This window comes from Halanaerobiales bacterium, from assembly GCA_035270125.1.
Classification (GTDB): Bacteria; Bacillota; Halanaerobiia; order Halanaerobiales; family DATFIM01; genus DATFIM01.
Window position 1 is genome coordinate 1 of record DATFIM010000133.1, and the last position, 17,701, is coordinate 17,701.

20 protein-coding genes are annotated in these 17,701 nt (G+C 30.3%); 4 read left to right on the forward strand and 16 right to left on the reverse strand.

Annotation, left to right across the window (positions count from 1 at the left end):
* Window positions 1-970: hypothetical protein (locus tag VJ881_06885; GenBank protein HKL75776.1), on the forward strand; the 970-nt coding region annotated here is incomplete at its 5' end.
* Here VJ881_06885 and VJ881_06890 read toward each other — a convergent pair.
* The 5 genes from VJ881_06890 to VJ881_06910 are packed head-to-tail and all read right to left on the reverse strand — an operon-like array spanning window position 971 to window position 4,463.
* The gene (locus VJ881_06890; GenBank protein HKL75777.1) at window positions 971-1,561 is read right to left on the reverse strand and encodes a DNA-3-methyladenine glycosylase; all 591 of its coding nucleotides are present in this window, start codon (window positions 1,559-1,561) and stop codon (window positions 971-973) included.
* A 22-nt stretch (window positions 1,562-1,583) separates the two neighbouring features.
* On the reverse strand, window positions 1,584-2,042 hold the full coding sequence (locus VJ881_06895; GenBank protein HKL75778.1) for a YaiI/YqxD family protein: 459 nt from the start codon (window positions 2,040-2,042) through the stop codon (window positions 1,584-1,586).
* Entirely contained in the window at window positions 2,036-3,244 is a 1,209-nt protein-coding gene (locus VJ881_06900) for a hypothetical protein (protein HKL75779.1), read from the reverse strand. Before VJ881_06900 ends, VJ881_06895 begins: the two co-directional genes overlap by 7 nt.
* Before the next feature lie 27 nt (window positions 3,245-3,271).
* Window positions 3,272-4,075 carry a methyltransferase domain-containing protein gene (locus tag VJ881_06905; protein HKL75780.1) on the reverse strand — a complete coding sequence of 268 codons (804 nt, stop codon included), beginning with the start codon at window positions 4,073-4,075 and terminating at the stop codon, window positions 3,272-3,274.
* Between the two features lie 19 nt (window positions 4,076-4,094).
* Window positions 4,095-4,463, reverse strand: coding sequence for an HIT family protein (locus VJ881_06910; GenBank protein ID HKL75781.1), 369 nt, complete (start codon window positions 4,461-4,463; stop codon window positions 4,095-4,097).
* Between the two features lie 295 nt (window positions 4,464-4,758).
* Here VJ881_06910 and VJ881_06915 point away from each other — a divergent pair, with 295 nt between their 5' ends.
* The 3 genes from VJ881_06915 to VJ881_06925 are packed head-to-tail and all read left to right on the forward strand — an operon-like array spanning window position 4,759 to window position 8,149.
* Window positions 4,759-6,276 carry an ABC transporter substrate-binding protein gene (locus tag VJ881_06915; GenBank protein HKL75782.1) on the forward strand — a complete coding sequence of 506 codons (1,518 nt, stop codon included), beginning with the start codon at window positions 4,759-4,761 and terminating at the stop codon, window positions 6,274-6,276.
* 13 nt (window positions 6,277-6,289) lie between these two features.
* The gene (gene nikB, locus VJ881_06920) at window positions 6,290-7,246 is read left to right on the forward strand and encodes a nickel ABC transporter permease (protein ID HKL75783.1); all 957 of its coding nucleotides are present in this window, start codon (window positions 6,290-6,292) and stop codon (window positions 7,244-7,246) included.
* Complete coding sequence (locus tag VJ881_06925) at window positions 7,247-8,149, forward strand: ABC transporter permease (GenBank protein HKL75784.1); 903 nt, start codon at window positions 7,247-7,249, stop codon at window positions 8,147-8,149.
* A 53-nt stretch (window positions 8,150-8,202) separates the two neighbouring features.
* Here VJ881_06925 and VJ881_06930 read toward each other — a convergent pair whose 3' ends face one another.
* From VJ881_06930 to VJ881_06980, 11 genes are all read right to left on the reverse strand, one after another.
* Window positions 8,203-8,664, reverse strand: a complete 462-nt coding sequence (locus VJ881_06930; protein ID HKL75785.1) for a hypothetical protein — start codon at window positions 8,662-8,664, stop codon at window positions 8,203-8,205.
* Window positions 8,665-8,732: 68 nt separating this feature from the next.
* Entirely contained in the window at window positions 8,733-9,587 is an 855-nt protein-coding gene (locus VJ881_06935) for a TIGR02452 family protein (GenBank protein HKL75786.1), read from the reverse strand.
* 22 nt (window positions 9,588-9,609) lie between these two features.
* Complete coding sequence (locus tag VJ881_06940; GenBank protein ID HKL75787.1) at window positions 9,610-10,425, reverse strand: Asp23/Gls24 family envelope stress response protein; 816 nt, start codon at window positions 10,423-10,425, stop codon at window positions 9,610-9,612.
* A 26-nt stretch (window positions 10,426-10,451) separates the two neighbouring features.
* Complete coding sequence (locus VJ881_06945; protein ID HKL75788.1) at window positions 10,452-11,510, reverse strand: pyridoxal-phosphate dependent enzyme; 1,059 nt, start codon at window positions 11,508-11,510, stop codon at window positions 10,452-10,454.
* 134 nt (window positions 11,511-11,644) lie between these two features.
* Window positions 11,645-13,672 carry a 5'-nucleotidase C-terminal domain-containing protein gene (locus VJ881_06950; GenBank protein HKL75789.1) on the reverse strand — a complete coding sequence of 676 codons (2,028 nt, stop codon included), beginning with the start codon at window positions 13,670-13,672 and terminating at the stop codon, window positions 11,645-11,647.
* A gap of 130 nt (window positions 13,673-13,802) precedes the next feature.
* The gene (locus VJ881_06955; GenBank protein ID HKL75790.1) at window positions 13,803-14,327 is read right to left on the reverse strand and encodes a C-GCAxxG-C-C family protein; all 525 of its coding nucleotides are present in this window, start codon (window positions 14,325-14,327) and stop codon (window positions 13,803-13,805) included.
* A gap of 51 nt (window positions 14,328-14,378) precedes the next feature.
* Window positions 14,379-14,930: a hypothetical protein gene (locus tag VJ881_06960; GenBank protein ID HKL75791.1), complete on the reverse strand. Its 552-nt coding sequence runs from the start codon at window positions 14,928-14,930 to the stop codon at window positions 14,379-14,381.
* The gene (locus VJ881_06965) at window positions 14,923-16,311 is read right to left on the reverse strand and encodes an AAA family ATPase (GenBank protein HKL75792.1); all 1,389 of its coding nucleotides are present in this window, start codon (window positions 16,309-16,311) and stop codon (window positions 14,923-14,925) included. Before VJ881_06965 ends, VJ881_06960 begins: the two co-directional genes overlap by 8 nt.
* 119 nt (window positions 16,312-16,430) lie before the next feature.
* Entirely contained in the window at window positions 16,431-16,691 is a 261-nt protein-coding gene (locus VJ881_06970; protein HKL75793.1) for a YkoF family thiamine/hydroxymethylpyrimidine-binding protein, read from the reverse strand.
* Window positions 16,673-17,350 carry a class I SAM-dependent methyltransferase gene (locus VJ881_06975; protein HKL75794.1) on the reverse strand — a complete coding sequence of 226 codons (678 nt, stop codon included), beginning with the start codon at window positions 17,348-17,350 and terminating at the stop codon, window positions 16,673-16,675. The genes VJ881_06970 and VJ881_06975 overlap by 19 nt, the downstream gene beginning before the upstream one ends.
* A 31-nt stretch (window positions 17,351-17,381) precedes the next feature.
* Window positions 17,382-17,701: DNA alkylation repair protein (locus tag VJ881_06980; protein ID HKL75795.1), on the reverse strand; the 320-nt coding region annotated here is incomplete at its 5' end.

The following is a 17,701-nucleotide window of genomic DNA, read 5'->3' on the forward strand; positions in this document are numbered from 1 at the left end:
AGTACAAAGTCAGGGGATAATTCTTGCTGATAACCAAAAAATAATAAATATTTTTAGAGAAAAAAATAACACAAAAGTAGATCAGCTTCTTCAAGAATTAGAAGAATATCATGAAATTATTATTCATCTTGGCTCAAGAAAGGTTTTTGAGCGAGGAAGTGCCTTTTTTTATAAAACCAGTCAGGAAAATCTCAATTATTTTATAGAAGAATTGAAAAAAGATAATAAAAAAATCTATCTATGGTTTTTAGATAGTTTTGGGGGTAAAAACTTTCTTGAAATTTATGATCAATATCAGGAAATAATTGATGCAAATCACTCACAATTAGAAAAATTAGATTTAAATTATGATGGAATTATAGTTGATCTGGAATGGATAAATTTTGGTACAAAAGATAATTCTAAAAAATATCTTGAGATTTTAAATTACCTCAATTCAAAGTTCTCAGATAAAGAAATCTATGCTTTTGCCTCACTTTTAGATGATAATCTTGAAAATAAAAATAGAGGTTATTATGAAAAAGAAATGTTGGAATATCTGGATAACATAATTGTTATGCTTTATCTTAAAGATGGGGGGTATTATTTAGAAAATAATCAACTAAATCTTATATTTAAAAATGAACGAATAGAAAATTTGCGAGAATATTATAATAAAGAAAATTATAAAATTGCTATTTCCTTAATAGGAGGTATTATCTTAGAAAGAAATGGAAATTTATATCCTATAAAATCCAGTAACGAGTTTATTTATCAGCAAAAATGCGAAAAATTATATGAAACAGATAGAAAATACTATACAATAAAAGGATATGAGGCCAGACAAAATTTTTCCATCATCCGAGATGATGGAGTAAAAGAAGAAATAAAATCAGGCGAAAGATTACACTTTCTTAAAATAAAAAAAGAAAACTTAGTGAAAACAAATGATTATATCTGGGAATTCTTTTTACTAAATAATAGATTTTAATTATTTAGATAAAAAAGAACTTCCTTTTAAATAAAAACGCCATAGTTTATCTTTATATTCTTCTGCATAATCAATATTTATTCTTTTACCTGTCCCTATTTCAAAATTATTTTCTTCATCTTCTTTAATATATAAATGTTCATTAGCAGTCAGATTAATTCCATTTAATTTTTTGTTGATCTGAAGGGCCTGACATAACTTCCCCGGGCCATTTGTTAAATCTTCTTTTTTCTCACTCTTAATGTCTCTATTACTTTTAATAATCTCCAGCTCAGAAAGGGGTTCAACTGCTCTAATCAATACCGCTTCAGGCTTACCCTCATTTGCAGTTACTATATTAAAACAATAATACATACCATAAATAAGATAAATATAAGCTATTCCACCTCTTTTAAACATTGTCACAGTCCTTTTAGTCTTTTTATTACCATAAGCATGGGACGCTTTATCTTCAGGCCCCATATAAGCTTCAGTCTCTACAATCTTTGTTTCGATAATTTTATTGTCTATCTTTCTTATAAGTTTTTTACCAATAAGCTCTTTTGCTACAGTAATAGCATCCTCTTTAAAGAAATTTTCAGACAAAATCACAATATCTCCTCCAGCAGTTAATTTAGCGAGATTTTTCTCTCTCTATAATTTCAATTAATCCTTTTTTATATTTACTGTCATCTTTTTGGGTACGTTTACTATGAGATGGATGTCTTTTACCAGCTCTTCTCATTTTTGCATTATGATGTCTTCTCATCAGTAAATTATCTATATTATGTTCAGTATATTCTTTGCCATAAAAATTCAGAACATAAACACCTCTTCCAAGTACTAAAGCAGCCAGACCATAATCCTGAGTTATAACAATATCCCCACTCTGACTTCTATTTACAATTTCCATATCAACTGATTGATTTTCTGTATCCATCTTAATTATTTTACCATAATCAGAGTCTAACTGATGATCATAATCTACAAAAATCAGAACTTCAATTTTATATTCCTCTGAAATTTCTTCAGTTAAATCTATTACCGGACAGCTATCTGCATCTATTAAAATTCTAATAATATCACCTACCATAATTTATATAAATCTTCACGAAACTCCTCAGCTAATTCGAGAGATTCGTTACAAACTTTGACTTTATCTTTATTATCCAAAAAAGCCTTATGCATATTTTCTTTTATTTCTTTTTCTTTTTTATCACGCAAAACACTAATAGTTCTGGCAAAAAAAGACCAGTCATCTATCAATCTATGGGACAATTCTCTCCAATCACTGGAAAATCTGAGTGCCGAACATTTATCTTTAAATTTATCAATAAAACCATGACTCTCTTCACTCATAATCAAAGGTTTATAAAGTGAAACACAGGGATTAGGAGAAGCTGTCATCCAGATTATAAAATCATCAGCAAAATATTCTACTATCATAGAAGAAGTTGTTTCTGACTTAACCGCCCAGGCTGAATGCATACAAATAGCTTTTCTGCCTCTTTTTAATTTATTTTCTTTACTAATATGTGAGCGAAGCAACTTCATAATAGAGCTTAAATAAAAATCATTATCTTCCAGAAAATCATTAATAAAATTTTTCCTTGTATTCCCTTTAGCAAAATATGTTTTTAACTTGTTTTCATATTCATTCTTAAAATTATCAACACTTTTTATTTTTTTATCAATTCTATCATAATCATCTTTTATACTATAAGCATTAGAAACAGCTTTTTTATATTCCTTAATTTCTTTTACTGCCCAATGCTTACCGGCACTTTCTAAAAGATAAGCCTTAGCAAAATCTCTTATCAAAAAAGAATTATCATATTTCAAACTACGCTTATAGCCACCATCTCCTCCCTGTCCATGATTTTCTATAAGCTTAATTATAAAATCAACTGCCTCTTTAGCAGTTTTAGAATTGTGAAGTGCAAGTCGAAGTATATCCACTCCTAAAAGACCTTTTTTAGAAACTTCTTCTTTAGAAAACACAGCCTGATTACCAATAGAAACTCCATATTCATTAACTCCCATCTCAGCTCCCCAGGTCCAGACAGGTTTTGAAACTACAGCTTTATAGTTATTATTAAATTCAGAAAAAATATCTTCAAGGGTAGAAAAAGAATTTTCAATATATTTTTCAACTTTTTCCTCAAAAGGGTTATTATAAAAATCTTCATTCGGTTTTTCTGAAATACAGATCAACTGCCTTTCAGCTGTATCCCTATCTGAATTTTTAGCAAAATATGATCTTTCTTTTCCAAAAGCAACTAAGGAATCACCCATAATATCTCCTTTCTAATCATTCCTAACTTATATTTTAGTACCAATATATAAGAGATGTTCACAGCTGGCCCAGGTCATCGGATTTTTCGAAGTTTCAAAAATTAAATCCAACCATTCCTCATAAGCTTTATCAGATAATTTATTTATTTTTTCTTCATTTTGTGCTGTTAAACCTTCTATTCCACTTATAACTTCTTTTTTAAGAGCAAAATTATTCATAAAAGGTTCAATTTCAGCAGGATTAATAAAATGAGCAGTAATAAAACCAGGGTTATCTGAACTAACAATATTTTTGCCATCCTCTAAATAATTAAGTAAAAAGTCACTTCCATATTTAGCTAATTCTTCTGGATTCTTTTTTATAAAATCAATTGTCGGGGCATAGGCAGAAATAAAGGAGACAAATAGTTTTCCACCTTTTTTTAATCTTTTTAAACACTGATTAACAACTTTTTTTCGTTCATTTTTATCAGTTAAATGATATAAAGGTCCCATACATAAAACTGTATCAAACTTCTCTTTAACATCTTCCTCAAGTTTAAGTGCATTTCCATGAATATATTTTTTAAGTTCAAGATTATTTTCTTCAGCTTTTTTCTTAGCAAGTTTTATATTTTCTTTTGAGAGATCTAATAAAGTAACATCATGTCCTTTTTTGGCCAAAAATATAGCATATCTACCAGGCCCTCCCCCAACATCCAATACTTTTGATTTCGGAGCAATATATTTTTGCATATATCTTTTTGTAATATCAAATTCAACTTTATGTCTTTTAAGACGGTCCCATTCTTCTTTGGCAGCCTGATCATAATATTTCTCTACTTCATCCATAAATAAAATCACATCCTTCTTAATAAACTCTTTTTTCTGGAATAACCCCTCTTACTCCACCAGTTGGATCTTCTATATCTCCTTCATATCTAGGTATTAAATGTAGATGGAAGTGCATAATTGTTTGTCCTGCTTCTTTCCCACAGTTAAAGCCTATATTATAACCATTAGGATTATATTTATTATCTAACAAAGATTTACAGTCTTCCATTAGATCAAAAATAGCTTCTCTAACTTCAGTACTGGCATCAAAATAATCACGAATATGTTCTTTTGAAATAATAAGAATATGCCCTTTATTAACTGGGTATTTATCATAAATAGCATAAGAAAATTTATTTTTAGCTATAATTTTATCCTCATTAATATTACAAAATGGGCAGCTCATAATATCCCTTCCTCATTTTTTCTTTCTATATATTTCTTCTATATATAACTTAAAACTCCTTTTATCACAAAATTATAAAAATTTATAACTTCTATAAAACCCTTTACAACGACAAAATTCGATGATATACTATAAAACTAAATATACAGTTGTTTAATTCGCTAAATTGTTAAATCATTAAATTTTTATTAAATAAATAAACATTTAGGAGGTGATTCACAAAAAATATTGTCTTCTTTAGAAATTCTAGTAAAAAAAATTAATTAAAAGTATTGAAAAGGAGAGTAGATAATTAATGAAAAAATTACTTGTTTTACTATTAATAATGACATTTCTGATCTTTAGTGGTACAGGTTTTGCCGCAGAAAAAGGTGGAGGAGAATTAACAGTTGGTTTAGAAGCTGATCCCCCAATGCTTGATCCCCATCTCTCTACTGCAAAAGTAGATAGACAGGTTTTCCAGAGTTTATATGATACCTTAGTTGAAGTAGATAATAATATGAATCTTGTCCCTGGACTGGCAAAAGATTGGACAATTGAAAATGACGGGACTCGTTATGTTTTTAAATTAAGAGAAAATGTAAAATTTCATGATGGAACAAAATTTAATGCTCAGGCTGTGAAATTTAATTTTGAAAGAATGCGGGATGATAAATTAGGTTCACCAAGAAAAAGTGAATTAAGTCTTATCGAAAATATTGAAATTGTAAGTGATTATAAAATTGCTGTAGAACTATCAAAGCCTTTTACACCATTTTTAGCTTCCCTTGCTGATAGAGCTGGAATGATGGTATCTCCTACTGCTGTTAAAGAACTTGGTGAAGATTTTGCCAATCAACCAGTAGGTACAGGTCCCTTCCAATTTGTAGCAAGAGAAGTTCAGGATAAAATCGAGTTAGAAAAATTTGATAACTACTGGAAAGAAGGTTTGCCATATCTAGAAAAAGTCACCTATAAACCTTATCCTGATGGAAATGTAAGGATTGTTAATTTAACTGATGGGGACTTGGACATGATAGGAGAAGTTCCTCCCAAAGATCTTAGAAAATTAAAATCCGACTCTGGTATAAAAGTAAGTATGGTTAGTGGTCTTGGCTTTCAGGGTATCTGGGTAAACAAAGGTCAAATGCCTTTAAAAGATAATCGTCTTGCCCAGGCTTTAAATAAAAGTATTGACAAAGAAGCAGTTGTAAAAGTTGTATTTGGAGAAGCAGCTATTCCTGCCGATAGTCCTTTCCCACCTGGAACTTCAATGCATAATGAAGAAAGAGAAATCGAAAAAGTTGATCCAGTTGGTGCCAAAAAGTTATTAAATGAAGCAGGTAAACCAGATGGTTATAAACTAACAATGATGGTAGCACCTAATCCAACAGCAAAACAAACTGCTCAATTAATTCAATCAATGGCTTCTAATGTAGGAATTGATATAGAATTAGAATTACTTGAATTTGGTACTTTACTTGATCGTCTTACTGCCGGAAACTATCAGGCTGCACTTCTTGGCTGGAGTGGTAGACTTGATCCTGATGGAAATACCTATCGTTTCTTCCATAGTGAAGGTGGATTAAATGATAGTAATTATAATAATGAAAAAGTTGATGATATTTTAGATGAAACTCGGGTAGTTACAGATCCTGAAAAAAGAAAAGAATTATTCCAGAATTTAATGACCCATCTGGATCGCGATTTACCTTATATGTTTGTATATCATCCAAGAGAAATAAAGGCATTTAAAGAAAAAGTAAAAGGATTTACTCCTTATGCAGATGGTTTATTAAGACTTGAAGAGGTCTGGATAGAAAAAGAAAACTAAAGGAGGGGAGAAATTGAGTAGATATATATTACAGAGACTAATGATGATGATTCCAGTTTTGCTTTTAGTAACCATACTCATCTTCTCCTTAATTCACCTTACTCCTGGAGACCCTGCCCTTTTAATTTTAGGGCAGGAGGCTTCTCCAGAAGCTTTATCTTCATTAAGAGCAAAGTTAGGACTTGATCAACCACTTTATATGCAATATCTAAGCTGGATAGGAGATGTTCTAAAAGGTGATTTAGGTGAATCTGTACGGGATAATAGGAGTGTAGGTAAAACAATATTAAGAAAACTTCCAGCAACTATGGAATTAGCTTTACTCGGAATTTTAATATCTATTATTATTGCAATCCCAGCTGGTATAATATCAGCAGTGAAAAAAGGAAGTGTATTTGATTATTCCTCTACTTTAGTAGCCCTTGGAGGAATTTCAATGCCCAGCTTTTGGGTGGGAATACTTCTAGTTTATCTTTTTGCAGTAAAATTCAATATATTACCTCCCTCAGGTTATGTGTCACCCTGGGAAGATTTAAGCCAAAATTTAAAACTAATGATTTTACCTTCTATTTCCTTAGGAATTAGAATGGCAGCAGTTACAATGAGAATGATGAGATCAAATCTATTAGAAACTCTACAAAAAGATTATATAAAAACAGCTCATGCCAAAGGTCTTTCTAATAAAGTAGTTGTAGTAAAACATGCAGTTCGAAACTCACTTATTTCAGTCATTACAGTAATTGGCCTTCAATTATCAGCATTTTTAGGGGGAGCAGTTATTACAGAAACTATTTTTAGTATACCTGGTTTTGGAAGATTGGTTGTACAATCAATTTTCAATAGAGATTTCCCAATGTTACAGGGATCAATTTTGATTATGGCTGTAATGGTAATTACCGTTAACCTCTTAGTCGATATAATCTATACTTTCCTTGATCCCAGGATTGAAGCAGGAGGTGAAACAAAATAAATGGCAACAACTGAAAAGAGATTAAAAATTTCTCAGGAAAATAATAAAAAGAGAAGAAAAGATAAAAGTAGAGCAGAAGTATTATGGAGTAAATTTTATAAAAACAAATTGGCTGTTATTGGTGCTATTATAATTATTATTGAAATTTTTGTAGCCCTTTTAGCTCCCTGGATTGCTCCCTATGATCCTACTGAGCCAAGTTATGTTAAAGTTCTTAATTCACCAAGTTCTGAACATTTTTTAGGTACAGATAGTCTGGGGAGAGATGTATTTAGTAGAGTAGTTCACGGAACAAGAGTTTCACTTTCTGCTGGTTTAATTGCAGTTTCTATAGCTTTAGTTATTGGAGTCCCAATCGGCCTTATATCTGGATATTATCAAGGATTTTTAGATGAATTTATAATTATGAGATTTACTGATGCAATGATGGCTTTACCTTCTCTTGTACTTGCTTTAGCATTAAGTGCAATTATGGGAGCAGGTCTGAGAAATGCAATGATAGCAATAGGTATTATTTTTACCCCCCGTTATATAAGACTTGTTAGAGGAGAAGTATTATCAGTAAAAGAAGATCAATATATAGAAGCTGCTCATGCTTTAGGAATGAGTGATTTAAGACTATTATTTAAACACATTTTGCCAAATATAACAAGTCCAATAATGGTTCAGGCTACTTTAAATATTGCTACTGGAATAATTGTAGAGGCAGGACTTAGTTATTTAGGACTTGGCACACAACCTCCTGTACCCAGCTGGGGAAATATGTTAAGTAGTGGCCAGGGATATTTAGAACAGGCTCCCTGGATAGCTTTATCTTCTGGTATAGCAATTTTTATTTCTGTACTTGCTTTCAATTTATTCGGTGATGGTTTAAGAGATATGTTAGACCCTAAAGAAAAATAAAATTTGTTTATCCTCCCAGGGTGGGGATTAAAATCCCCACCTTTATAAATAAATTATTCACTTACATTATAGTAATCATCATTATTTTCTAGTTTTTCTATATGTCTTTTGTTATTCTGTACATCATGACCAATTAATTTAAGCGAATTTATGAACTTTTCTTCAATTTTATCAAATCTTTTATCATGTTCCTTTAATTTATTTTCAATTCTATCAAGTCTTATTTCAATACCATCAAATCTCTTGTCAACTCCATCAAATCTTTTTTCAATTTCTTCAAATCTTCTATCAACCTCTTCAAATCTTCCATCAACCTCTTCAAATCTCCTATCAATTGCTTCAAATCTTTTATCAACTGCTTCAAATCTTTTATCAACTGCTTCAAATCTATTATCGATTTCCTCAAACCTCTTATCCATTTCTTCAAATCTTTTGTCGATATCCTCAAATTTATCTAACATAGTAACCTTTAGATTTGCCACCATATCAATTAATTGTTTAATTCCATCTTCCATATTTATCACCTCTGATAAAATTGTTATATAATATACTTCTATATCAATTCTTCAATTCCTTTTTAATTTTACATTAATTTCCTTTTAAATATATTATATGTTTCAGTTTTTCTACTCCTATCAAGTACAGCAAAAACTATTTTATCAAAATAGCTATTAAATCTCTCATCCTCTTTTATAAATTTTCTAAAATAATCTGCAACATCTTCTGGATTATTTCTAAATACTCCACAACCAAAAGCACCAAGTACAAGTGCGCGATTTTTATTTATTAATGCAATAGATAATATTTTTTCAATTCTATATTTCATCTTTTTCTCTATCTTATTTTCATTTTCTTTACTTTCTCGAGAACGAACAACTCCAGCATTAACAGCAGGAGCTGTTATCATAGAAACTTTATAAGGGTTATCTAATAGACTACCACTATCCTCACGAAAAACAGGTACTTCAGGTGAATATATCATATAATCTAAGTATAATGCTGAATCATATTTTTTGTTTTCATCATACATTTCTTTTTTCTGTTTTATACAGGGATATAATGCTGAAGAACGAGCCAGACTTTCTTCCTGGGCACTACTTCCATTCAAAAAGCCTCCCCCTGGATTTTTAGCAGATGCAAAATTCAAACAGGCAACTTTCTCATAATCTTCTATCTGTTTAAGACGTTTAGCAGCATTTAAGGTTGTTTCATTTGTTACTTTTATTTCAGTTTCTTTATTTTCACTATTAATTAAAACCTCATTAACCTCATTATTAATTTTCTCCAATTCTTCTGGTGAATAAAGTTTCGAATTATTTACTGCATTCTTAATTTCTTCACTCAAATCTACAACTTCTCCCTTAAAATTCACATAAGCTCCATAATCAATTATAGTTAAGGTGTTTTCAGCTAGTTTGGCTCTTTGATATGAATTCACTGCTTACACCTCCTTCTTCTGATTAATCATCTAAACTTAATGAAATTACTGAAACTGACAAATTGATAATTTTAACTCCAGTGAAACTTTCTATCTTTTCTTTTAAAGATTCTTTCATCTCAGTTATATAATCAGGAATAATAATTCCATATTTTAATGTTAACTCCAGATTAACATCTAAACCAAACTTCTTTTTTTCCACATCTATGTTGTTAATTTTAGTTATTTTAGAAAAATTATTTTTTATATAATATTCTATAGTATTTATTATAACTTTATCATAAATTATTAATTCCCCATCAAAAGAAAATTTAGGGCGGACTATAGAACTTTCCTTTTTTTCTTCATTAGAAAACCTGCTACTAAACATTTCTAAAACATCTATTATATGACCTGGAAATAAAGATTGGACTTCAATTTCGGGAACAGGTATAACATGTTTCCCTTCTTTGTTTCTAATATTTTTAGCAGTATTAATTTCCTGTTCACTGGCAATATTTTCAATATTTATTATTTCATCTATATTTTTTAAATCTAACCTTTTTACTATAAATTCAACCATCCCAATAGAAGTTCCTAAAATTAAAATTTCATCTTCTCCACTATATTTAATTCCTTTTTTAGTTTCTTCAACTAACTTATCTTCATAAAAAAGAGCAGTTTTTATTGCTCCCACCTTGGTTTTTTCTTTTTTAGCAGTTTTTCCAGCAAGAATTCTACCATTCCAGATAAGTAAACCATCATCTATAATAAGTGAAATATCATATTCATGAGACAATACTCTTGCTCTATGACTTTTTCCTGTTCCACTTGGTCCAACAAGTGCATATACTTTCATCTAATTAACCTCCAGTAAATCGATTATCATACTAAATCTCCTAGTAATTTGGGTTCTGCGAATAATCCAGTTGTACCACCAGTATGCCAGAACAAAACATTTTCTCCTTTATCTATTTTACCCTTTTTGAGATAGTCTATTAAAGCTGCTGCAGCTTTCCCGGTATAGACTGGATCAAAAAATATACCTTCATTTTCTGCAAATTCTTTTATTGCCTGATTGGCTTTTTGGGTTGGAATTTCATAACCTTCACCAACATAATTATTATCTACATTAATATCTTCTCCTTTTAACCGACTATCAATATTTAATAATTCTAAAGATTTATTGGCCAGATCAGCTGTCTTGTCTAAATAACTATTATCTTTATGACTAACATTAATACCATGAATTTTTAGATTATCATTTATATAAAAATTAGCAGCAGTTAATCCTCCTAAAGTTCCCCCTGTACCAGTTGGATGAAATAAGTGAGATATATTCAAATTTTTATGAAATTCCTGTTCTTTTAATTCTAAATAAGCTTCAACAAAACCAAGAGTGCCAAGCGGTGAGGCTCCTCCTGGTGGAATCAGATAATATTCATCACTATTTTCACTAATTTTTTTTGCATATTCTTTTGATTCTTCTTTTGCCCTATACATTGCTTCAAACTCTTCTTCACCTTTTTTCATTTTAATAATTTTTATTTCTGCACCTAAAATTTCATCTAAAAGCATATTTGCCCTAGGAAAATCTATATCTTCATCTATTACATCAACTAAATATAAAATAGGTTTTAAACCATATTTCCGGGCAGCAATTGCTGTTTGCATAGCATGATTGGATTGAGTTGCTCCATATGTAAAAACATATTTAGCTCCTTTATCTATAATCTCACCAAATAAGTATTCTAACTTTCTTATTTTATTACCCCCAAAAGAACTAAAACCTATTAGGTCATCTCTTTTTATATAAATATTTACATCATATTTTTTTGATAAATTTTTAAGTTTATGTAACTTGGTAGGCAAAAACCCTAATTCTTCTTTTCTAAAATTATTAATTTTTGAAGATATTTTGTGATATCTTTTTAAATTATACATCTTATAACCCCTCTCTATCTGATAATATAATTATATCATAGAATCAACTAATTAAAAATTTTAGAAATAAAAAAAAGGCAGTACCTCTTTTTAAAAGAGATACTACCTCAAATAATTCTTGATTTTATTATTAATTAAGCAGCCCAATCAATCTCAAATAAGTAAGCAGAATCATCTACTTCTACTGCTCTATTATCTGCATCTACATCTATACTATCCAGACTGCGGAGGTAATTAAGAAGTGAATCTCTGACTAATACATTAGTATCTGTAAATTCAACTTCTGTAAAGGTTTTAAATCCATCTCCACCTTCAGCAAGGAAGTTATTGGTAGCAACTGTATACTTTTTATCCATCTTAAGTGGTGTACCATCAGGTAGAGTTACTTCTACAACTCTATTATATTTTTCTTTATCCATATCATATTTTACTACTAAACCAGTATGTTGTAACATACCTTTATTTAATGTAAGACTCTGTTCCAGAATTTTCACAATTTGTTCTCCAGTCATTTCAGCTTTTACTATTGAATTACCAAATGGTAGTAGTTCATAGATATGACCGACTGTTACATTACCAGCAGGAATGTCTATTCTTAATCCACCTGGGTTCTGAAAAGCAATATCTACATTTGCAACATTTGTCATCGCATCAGTTGCTAAAGCACCAATTTTAGAAATATCATTATACTTACTTACTAACTTTTGTTCAGTTGTAATAACAGTTTCAGCCATTTTCTTCTCTATAGTTTTTGCATAACTATTTATCATTGATTGGATAGGCTGACTTTTAGCCATACCTAATACACTTTTCTGAACAGGATGTACCATTGGTGTAGCATTATATATTTCTCCATTTTCATTACTTACAAAATATCTTAAGTTTCCTAAATAACGTCCATGATTACCTGCTTCAACAATTGGATTATTATTAACAATTGCATTAACAGCATGGTGACTATGGCCACCAACTATACCATTAACATTAACCAATCTAGCTGTTTCAACTAATTCACCAGAGACTTCACCACTGTCATAATTCATTGTCCCAGGCATATGACTTACTACAATTACCATATCTGCACCTTTAGCTCTAAGTTTTGCTGCCCACTCACTAATTACTGCAGCAGGATCAATAAACTTAATATCTTCTATATAAGAAGGCATGGTTGTACCTCTAGTTTCAGGGGTAGCTATACCAATTAAGCCAATATCTAATCCATCAACAGTGATCATTTTACTTGGAGTAGCCCAATCAACTCTTTCTCCAGTTTTCTTATCAACAATATTTGCAGCCATCAATGGAAAATCAGTTTTTTGATCAAAATATTTTACCTTTTCAATTCCCCAGTCAAATTCATGATTACCTATTGCCTGAGCTACATAATTAGCGGAATTCATAAATTTAATTACTGGTGCTCCATCATTCAAGTTAGAGATTGGAGTACCCTGAAATGAATCTCCGCCATCAACTAAAATAGTACCATCTGGATTACCACTGCGATAATGATTAATAATTCCCATTAATTTTGCAGCTCCTGGTTCTTCTCCAGCCTGTACTTTACCGTGAAAGTCATTTGTAGATAAAACATCAATTCTTTTATACTTAGTAGTAAGTCTGGATAAAACTGCGTCAAACTCATTAGTAGTCATATCTCTATCTGGAAATAAGAGATTTTCAGCATCTCCTACCAAAAGTCCCATATCAACTGCTAAAGCTAATTCATCTTTAAATTCTTTTTCAATTTTACTTGCATCTGCATATTTATTGAGAATATCACCGGAAACTCTTTTTTCTATTCTAGTAGCATTCATTAACATAGCTACTACTTCTTCTCTCCTAAGCTCTTTATCAGGATTAAATTTATTTGTATTATCTATTAATCCTGCCATCAAAGCTGCTTCAGCATAACGCAGTGTATTGCCTTCAACATCATTAAAACTTGCTTCTTCAACTTTTACAGGAACATCATAATTAAAGTAATTTACAATAGATTCAACAGCCAGAGCTTTATTAACACTTTGTTTAGCTTCAGGTTTTTCTCCAGTTAAAACTCGATCTAACATACTTAATTCACTAGCAGAAGCTGTCATTCCAATAGTTAAAACAACAGCCATAACTAAAGTAATGGTTACTAATAGTTTTCTTCTTTTATTTATCAATTTTATTCCCCCTTATAATTTTTGGATATTTGATAAAAGCAAAATCATCCACTTCTCATTGATAATGGATATTATTACTTCTTATTAATAATTTTTCTAGAAAGAATAGTAAATTCCTCCCAATTTAATCTTAATTTAATATTTTAATGTTTTCATCTAATAAAACTTCTGCTGTCCATTTTGCTACTTTTCCTGTTACATCAGGACATTTATCATCATGTCCTCCATCTTCTTCAAATTTTTTATAATCAGCAGTATCCCAGAGATCATAAGTTCTACCCATTAATAATTCCTGAACATCTCCACATAATACACTACCAAATTCCTCAATAAATTTTTCTCTTACCTTATTAGCCAGTCTGGAAGAACCAGTCCAATATTCATCATCACTATCTCCAAACTGATCTTTTCTTCTGCCAAAATAAGAACCAATAGCAAGCATACCACCTAAAAGAGCACCACAGGCTCCATCTCCACACATAGCTCCTCCAGCAGCTAAAGGATGACTGGCTTTTATTATTTCATCATCTATCCCTTCAAAATAGTCATGAAGTGCAGCCAAAACAGCCTGAGCACAAAATCCATATTCACTTTCATAATCATAAGCAGACTGATAGATCTCCTCTAAAAGTTCTTTTCTTTCCTCACTTTTCATTTAAATCACTCCCTTTCACAACCACAACTATTTGAGATATTTAGTAACAATCTAAATATCTTCAAAAATAAGGTGTAAATTACTATATCTATTTAAAGAGTTATTTCCCTGCCTAATAAACTCCCAGGTTTCTTCATATTCACCGGCAACTGTAAAAACTCCATTTCTAATAAAATCTAAAAACTCTAATTCCCGTCCAAAATAACTATCACTAAATTCTTCAGCTTTTTCTTTCTTTAAACTCTTATCAATAATATTTGGATCATTATGAAGTACATGTTCTAAATTACAGGATAAGTAGTAAGCGTTATATGGAATTCCATTAATTTTTGAATGACTACTTAATCTATCCATAATCCTACTTTTTTTATCATTTCTCTTTTTGGTATTTTCAGGATTGCGGGTGCATAACTTATCACTATAATAGTAATTCTTATCTTTTTCATGCTTTTCAATAAAGTCTTCACTAATATATGCTCCGTCAGTATCAAGTAAATGAATAATTTCTAAAATATCACCCTTATTATAATGTTCTTTGTCCAAAAAAGATAATATTTCTTCTGTTATACCTTCTACTAAAAAAAGAATTAATTTTTTAGTCATCAGCATCAACCTTACCAGCAGCTCTAAAAGCCCTAGCTATTTTATATTCATTGGTCCTCTCATAAACCTCTTCTTCCTGACCACCTAACTTAATTCCTCGATAGTAAAAGCTTCTTAGATTATTTGTTTCCTTAACATTGGTAAATCTAATATATCGATTCTGAGGATTAGTGGTTGTAAAAATCAATGACTCTTTATTAAGTTTCTCCAGGGGTCTTAGGTTATGAGAAGTAAAAACCAGCTGTCCCTTGGCTCTATCCTGAATAATCTCTAAGATTTCACCTAAAAGATATTCAAATATACCGGCATCAAGTTCATCAACCGCTAGACAAATACCTGGCTTATTATACATTGCAATCATCGCACTTAAAATAGATATAATCTTTTTAATACCATCCGACTCATATCTCAGAGGAATTTTAATTTCTCCTCTTTCCGCCAGCAACTCCAATTTAATTACTGGATCACCATTCTCGTCCAATTCTTCCCCATACTCTTTAATTGTAATTGTAAGATCTGGTATTATCTCTTTTAAAACAATGTTTAAATTATCGATAACATTTTTAACAGTAGAAAGCACCCGCTCGGGAACTGTTGTCGGCTCAGAAAGAGCTATTGCCAGATCTCCACCTTCTATTCTCTCTGAATCACTAACTTGAAAACAGAAGGGTATAATTAGATTGGCATTGATCATACTTGAACGAGAATTTCTGATCACAAATAGATTCATCCGAGCATACTGCTTAATTTCCATTATAATATCAGCAAATTCGTTAAAGGCCTCATTACCCCTATAAATATGATCCATCTCATTAGAAAAAACAAAAGATGTTTCATTCTTTTTGGCAAGCTCCTTAGCAACCTTAAGGTCAACCTTGGCCTCCTTATTATTTTTTGTGAGTAAATTATAGTTCTTCTGAGGTCTAAATAATTGCTTTTTATCATCTAGATTGTGAGTTATTATTCCTCGCTTATATGTCCAGCCATCTTCTTCAAGCTTTTTATATGAAAGGTCTTCCTTGATAATAACTGGAGCAGCATTCTCTCTTCTTTCAATTACCATTTCATAAAATAATTGATACCTATTTTCACCTAAGTTCATAGAAAAAACTGTATTAATAGAAGCTTCTTTCTCACCCTGATATATATAATCTTTAATATTTCCAGGCAAAGATTCTCCAAGCAAAACCATTTTTAGTATCCACAAACCTTCAATAAAAGCAGTTTTACCAGAACCATTCTGACCATATATCCCCAATACATCTGAAGTCTTAGAAAAAAAATCTTCACTTTTATAACTGTTAAACTCAATCTGACCCTGTCTAATATTTTTAAAGTTATTCAATTCCATCTTTTGCAAACGCATCATTTTTTCTTTCATTTGATCACCACCATTTATTACATTATACAACTATCAGTAATAAAAAGCAATATTTTTCATTAAATCGATATAAAAAATATCATATTTAACAAAAAAATAATAATATACTCAAAAAAATATTAATCCCTTTCACAACCACAGCTATTTGAGATATTTAAAGTAATAGCAAATTCACCTTCATCCATTTTATAAGTTATTTCTTCTAATAGAGAGTAAACTTTAGTTGCTTCTCCGTGAATAATAGTAGATAAATCATTGCTCTCATATTCCAAACCTGATTCATCTATAAAATGAATTACCTTCTTTACTTTTTTATTTACTTTATTAGTATTCAAAGGATAAAAACTAATCTGACAGGAAATTATTGTTTTACCTTCCATAATGTGCAGAAAAAGCCTCCTCTCTTTTTAGTGGCCAGTCTTTTTTCTTCTTTCCAATTTATTTTTTCTTCAGATGTATCAGGACCAATAAAAAGACATTCTTTGGTTTTTATAAGATTTTTTTGGTCTAATTTTTCAAGATCTTCAGGATTTTTAAATTCAGCATCATTGAAAACAGAATCTTCTTTCTCTGCCTGTTTTTGATATATTCTTCCCCAATCAGAATCTTTTGTGATAGTACCTAATAAAATCTTTCCTCCCGGTTTTATAACTCTTTTCATTTCGTTAAAAGCTTTTTTAAGATCTTTTATAAATTCCACAGCAGCCATAGAAAAAACTGCATCAAAACTATTGTCAGCAAACTTAAGTTTTGTAGCATCTCCTTTTTGAAAATCAATATTCAGGTTATTATTTTCAGATTTTTTTCTTGCCTTAGCTAACATTGGTTCTGAAACATCTATTCCCACAACCTTAGCTCCTTTTTTAGCCAACTTTATACTAAAATTACCTGTTCCACAACCAATATCAAGAATTTTTTCTCCTTTTTTAGGTTGAAATAACTCAAATGCTGTTTTTGTTTCTACTTCATCTACAAAATTACCTAATTTTGTTTCATACCAGCTATCATATTCTGAGGCTGATTTTTCATCAAAACTCATTTTATCACTCCATTTTAAATAAATAATTTGTTTATAGATGCTTTAAAGCTTCTCTTTTGCTTAAAGAAGATAACTCATTATCTTTAACAAAAGTTCTAATTACTTCAGGTTCTATTCTTGCATACTGGCGCAAAGCCCAACCAATGGCTTTTTGAATAAAAAATTCATCTATATCTTTTAAACGTAAAATTATATCAAATAATAAATCCACATTAGTATCTTCTTTATAACCTAGCTGAAATAATATACAGCTTCTCTGCAGCCAGATATTATCTGAATTAATCCATTTTTTAATATACACTTCTTTCTTTTCTGGAAACTTTTTAAAATATGACCCTACTAATTTTTTAG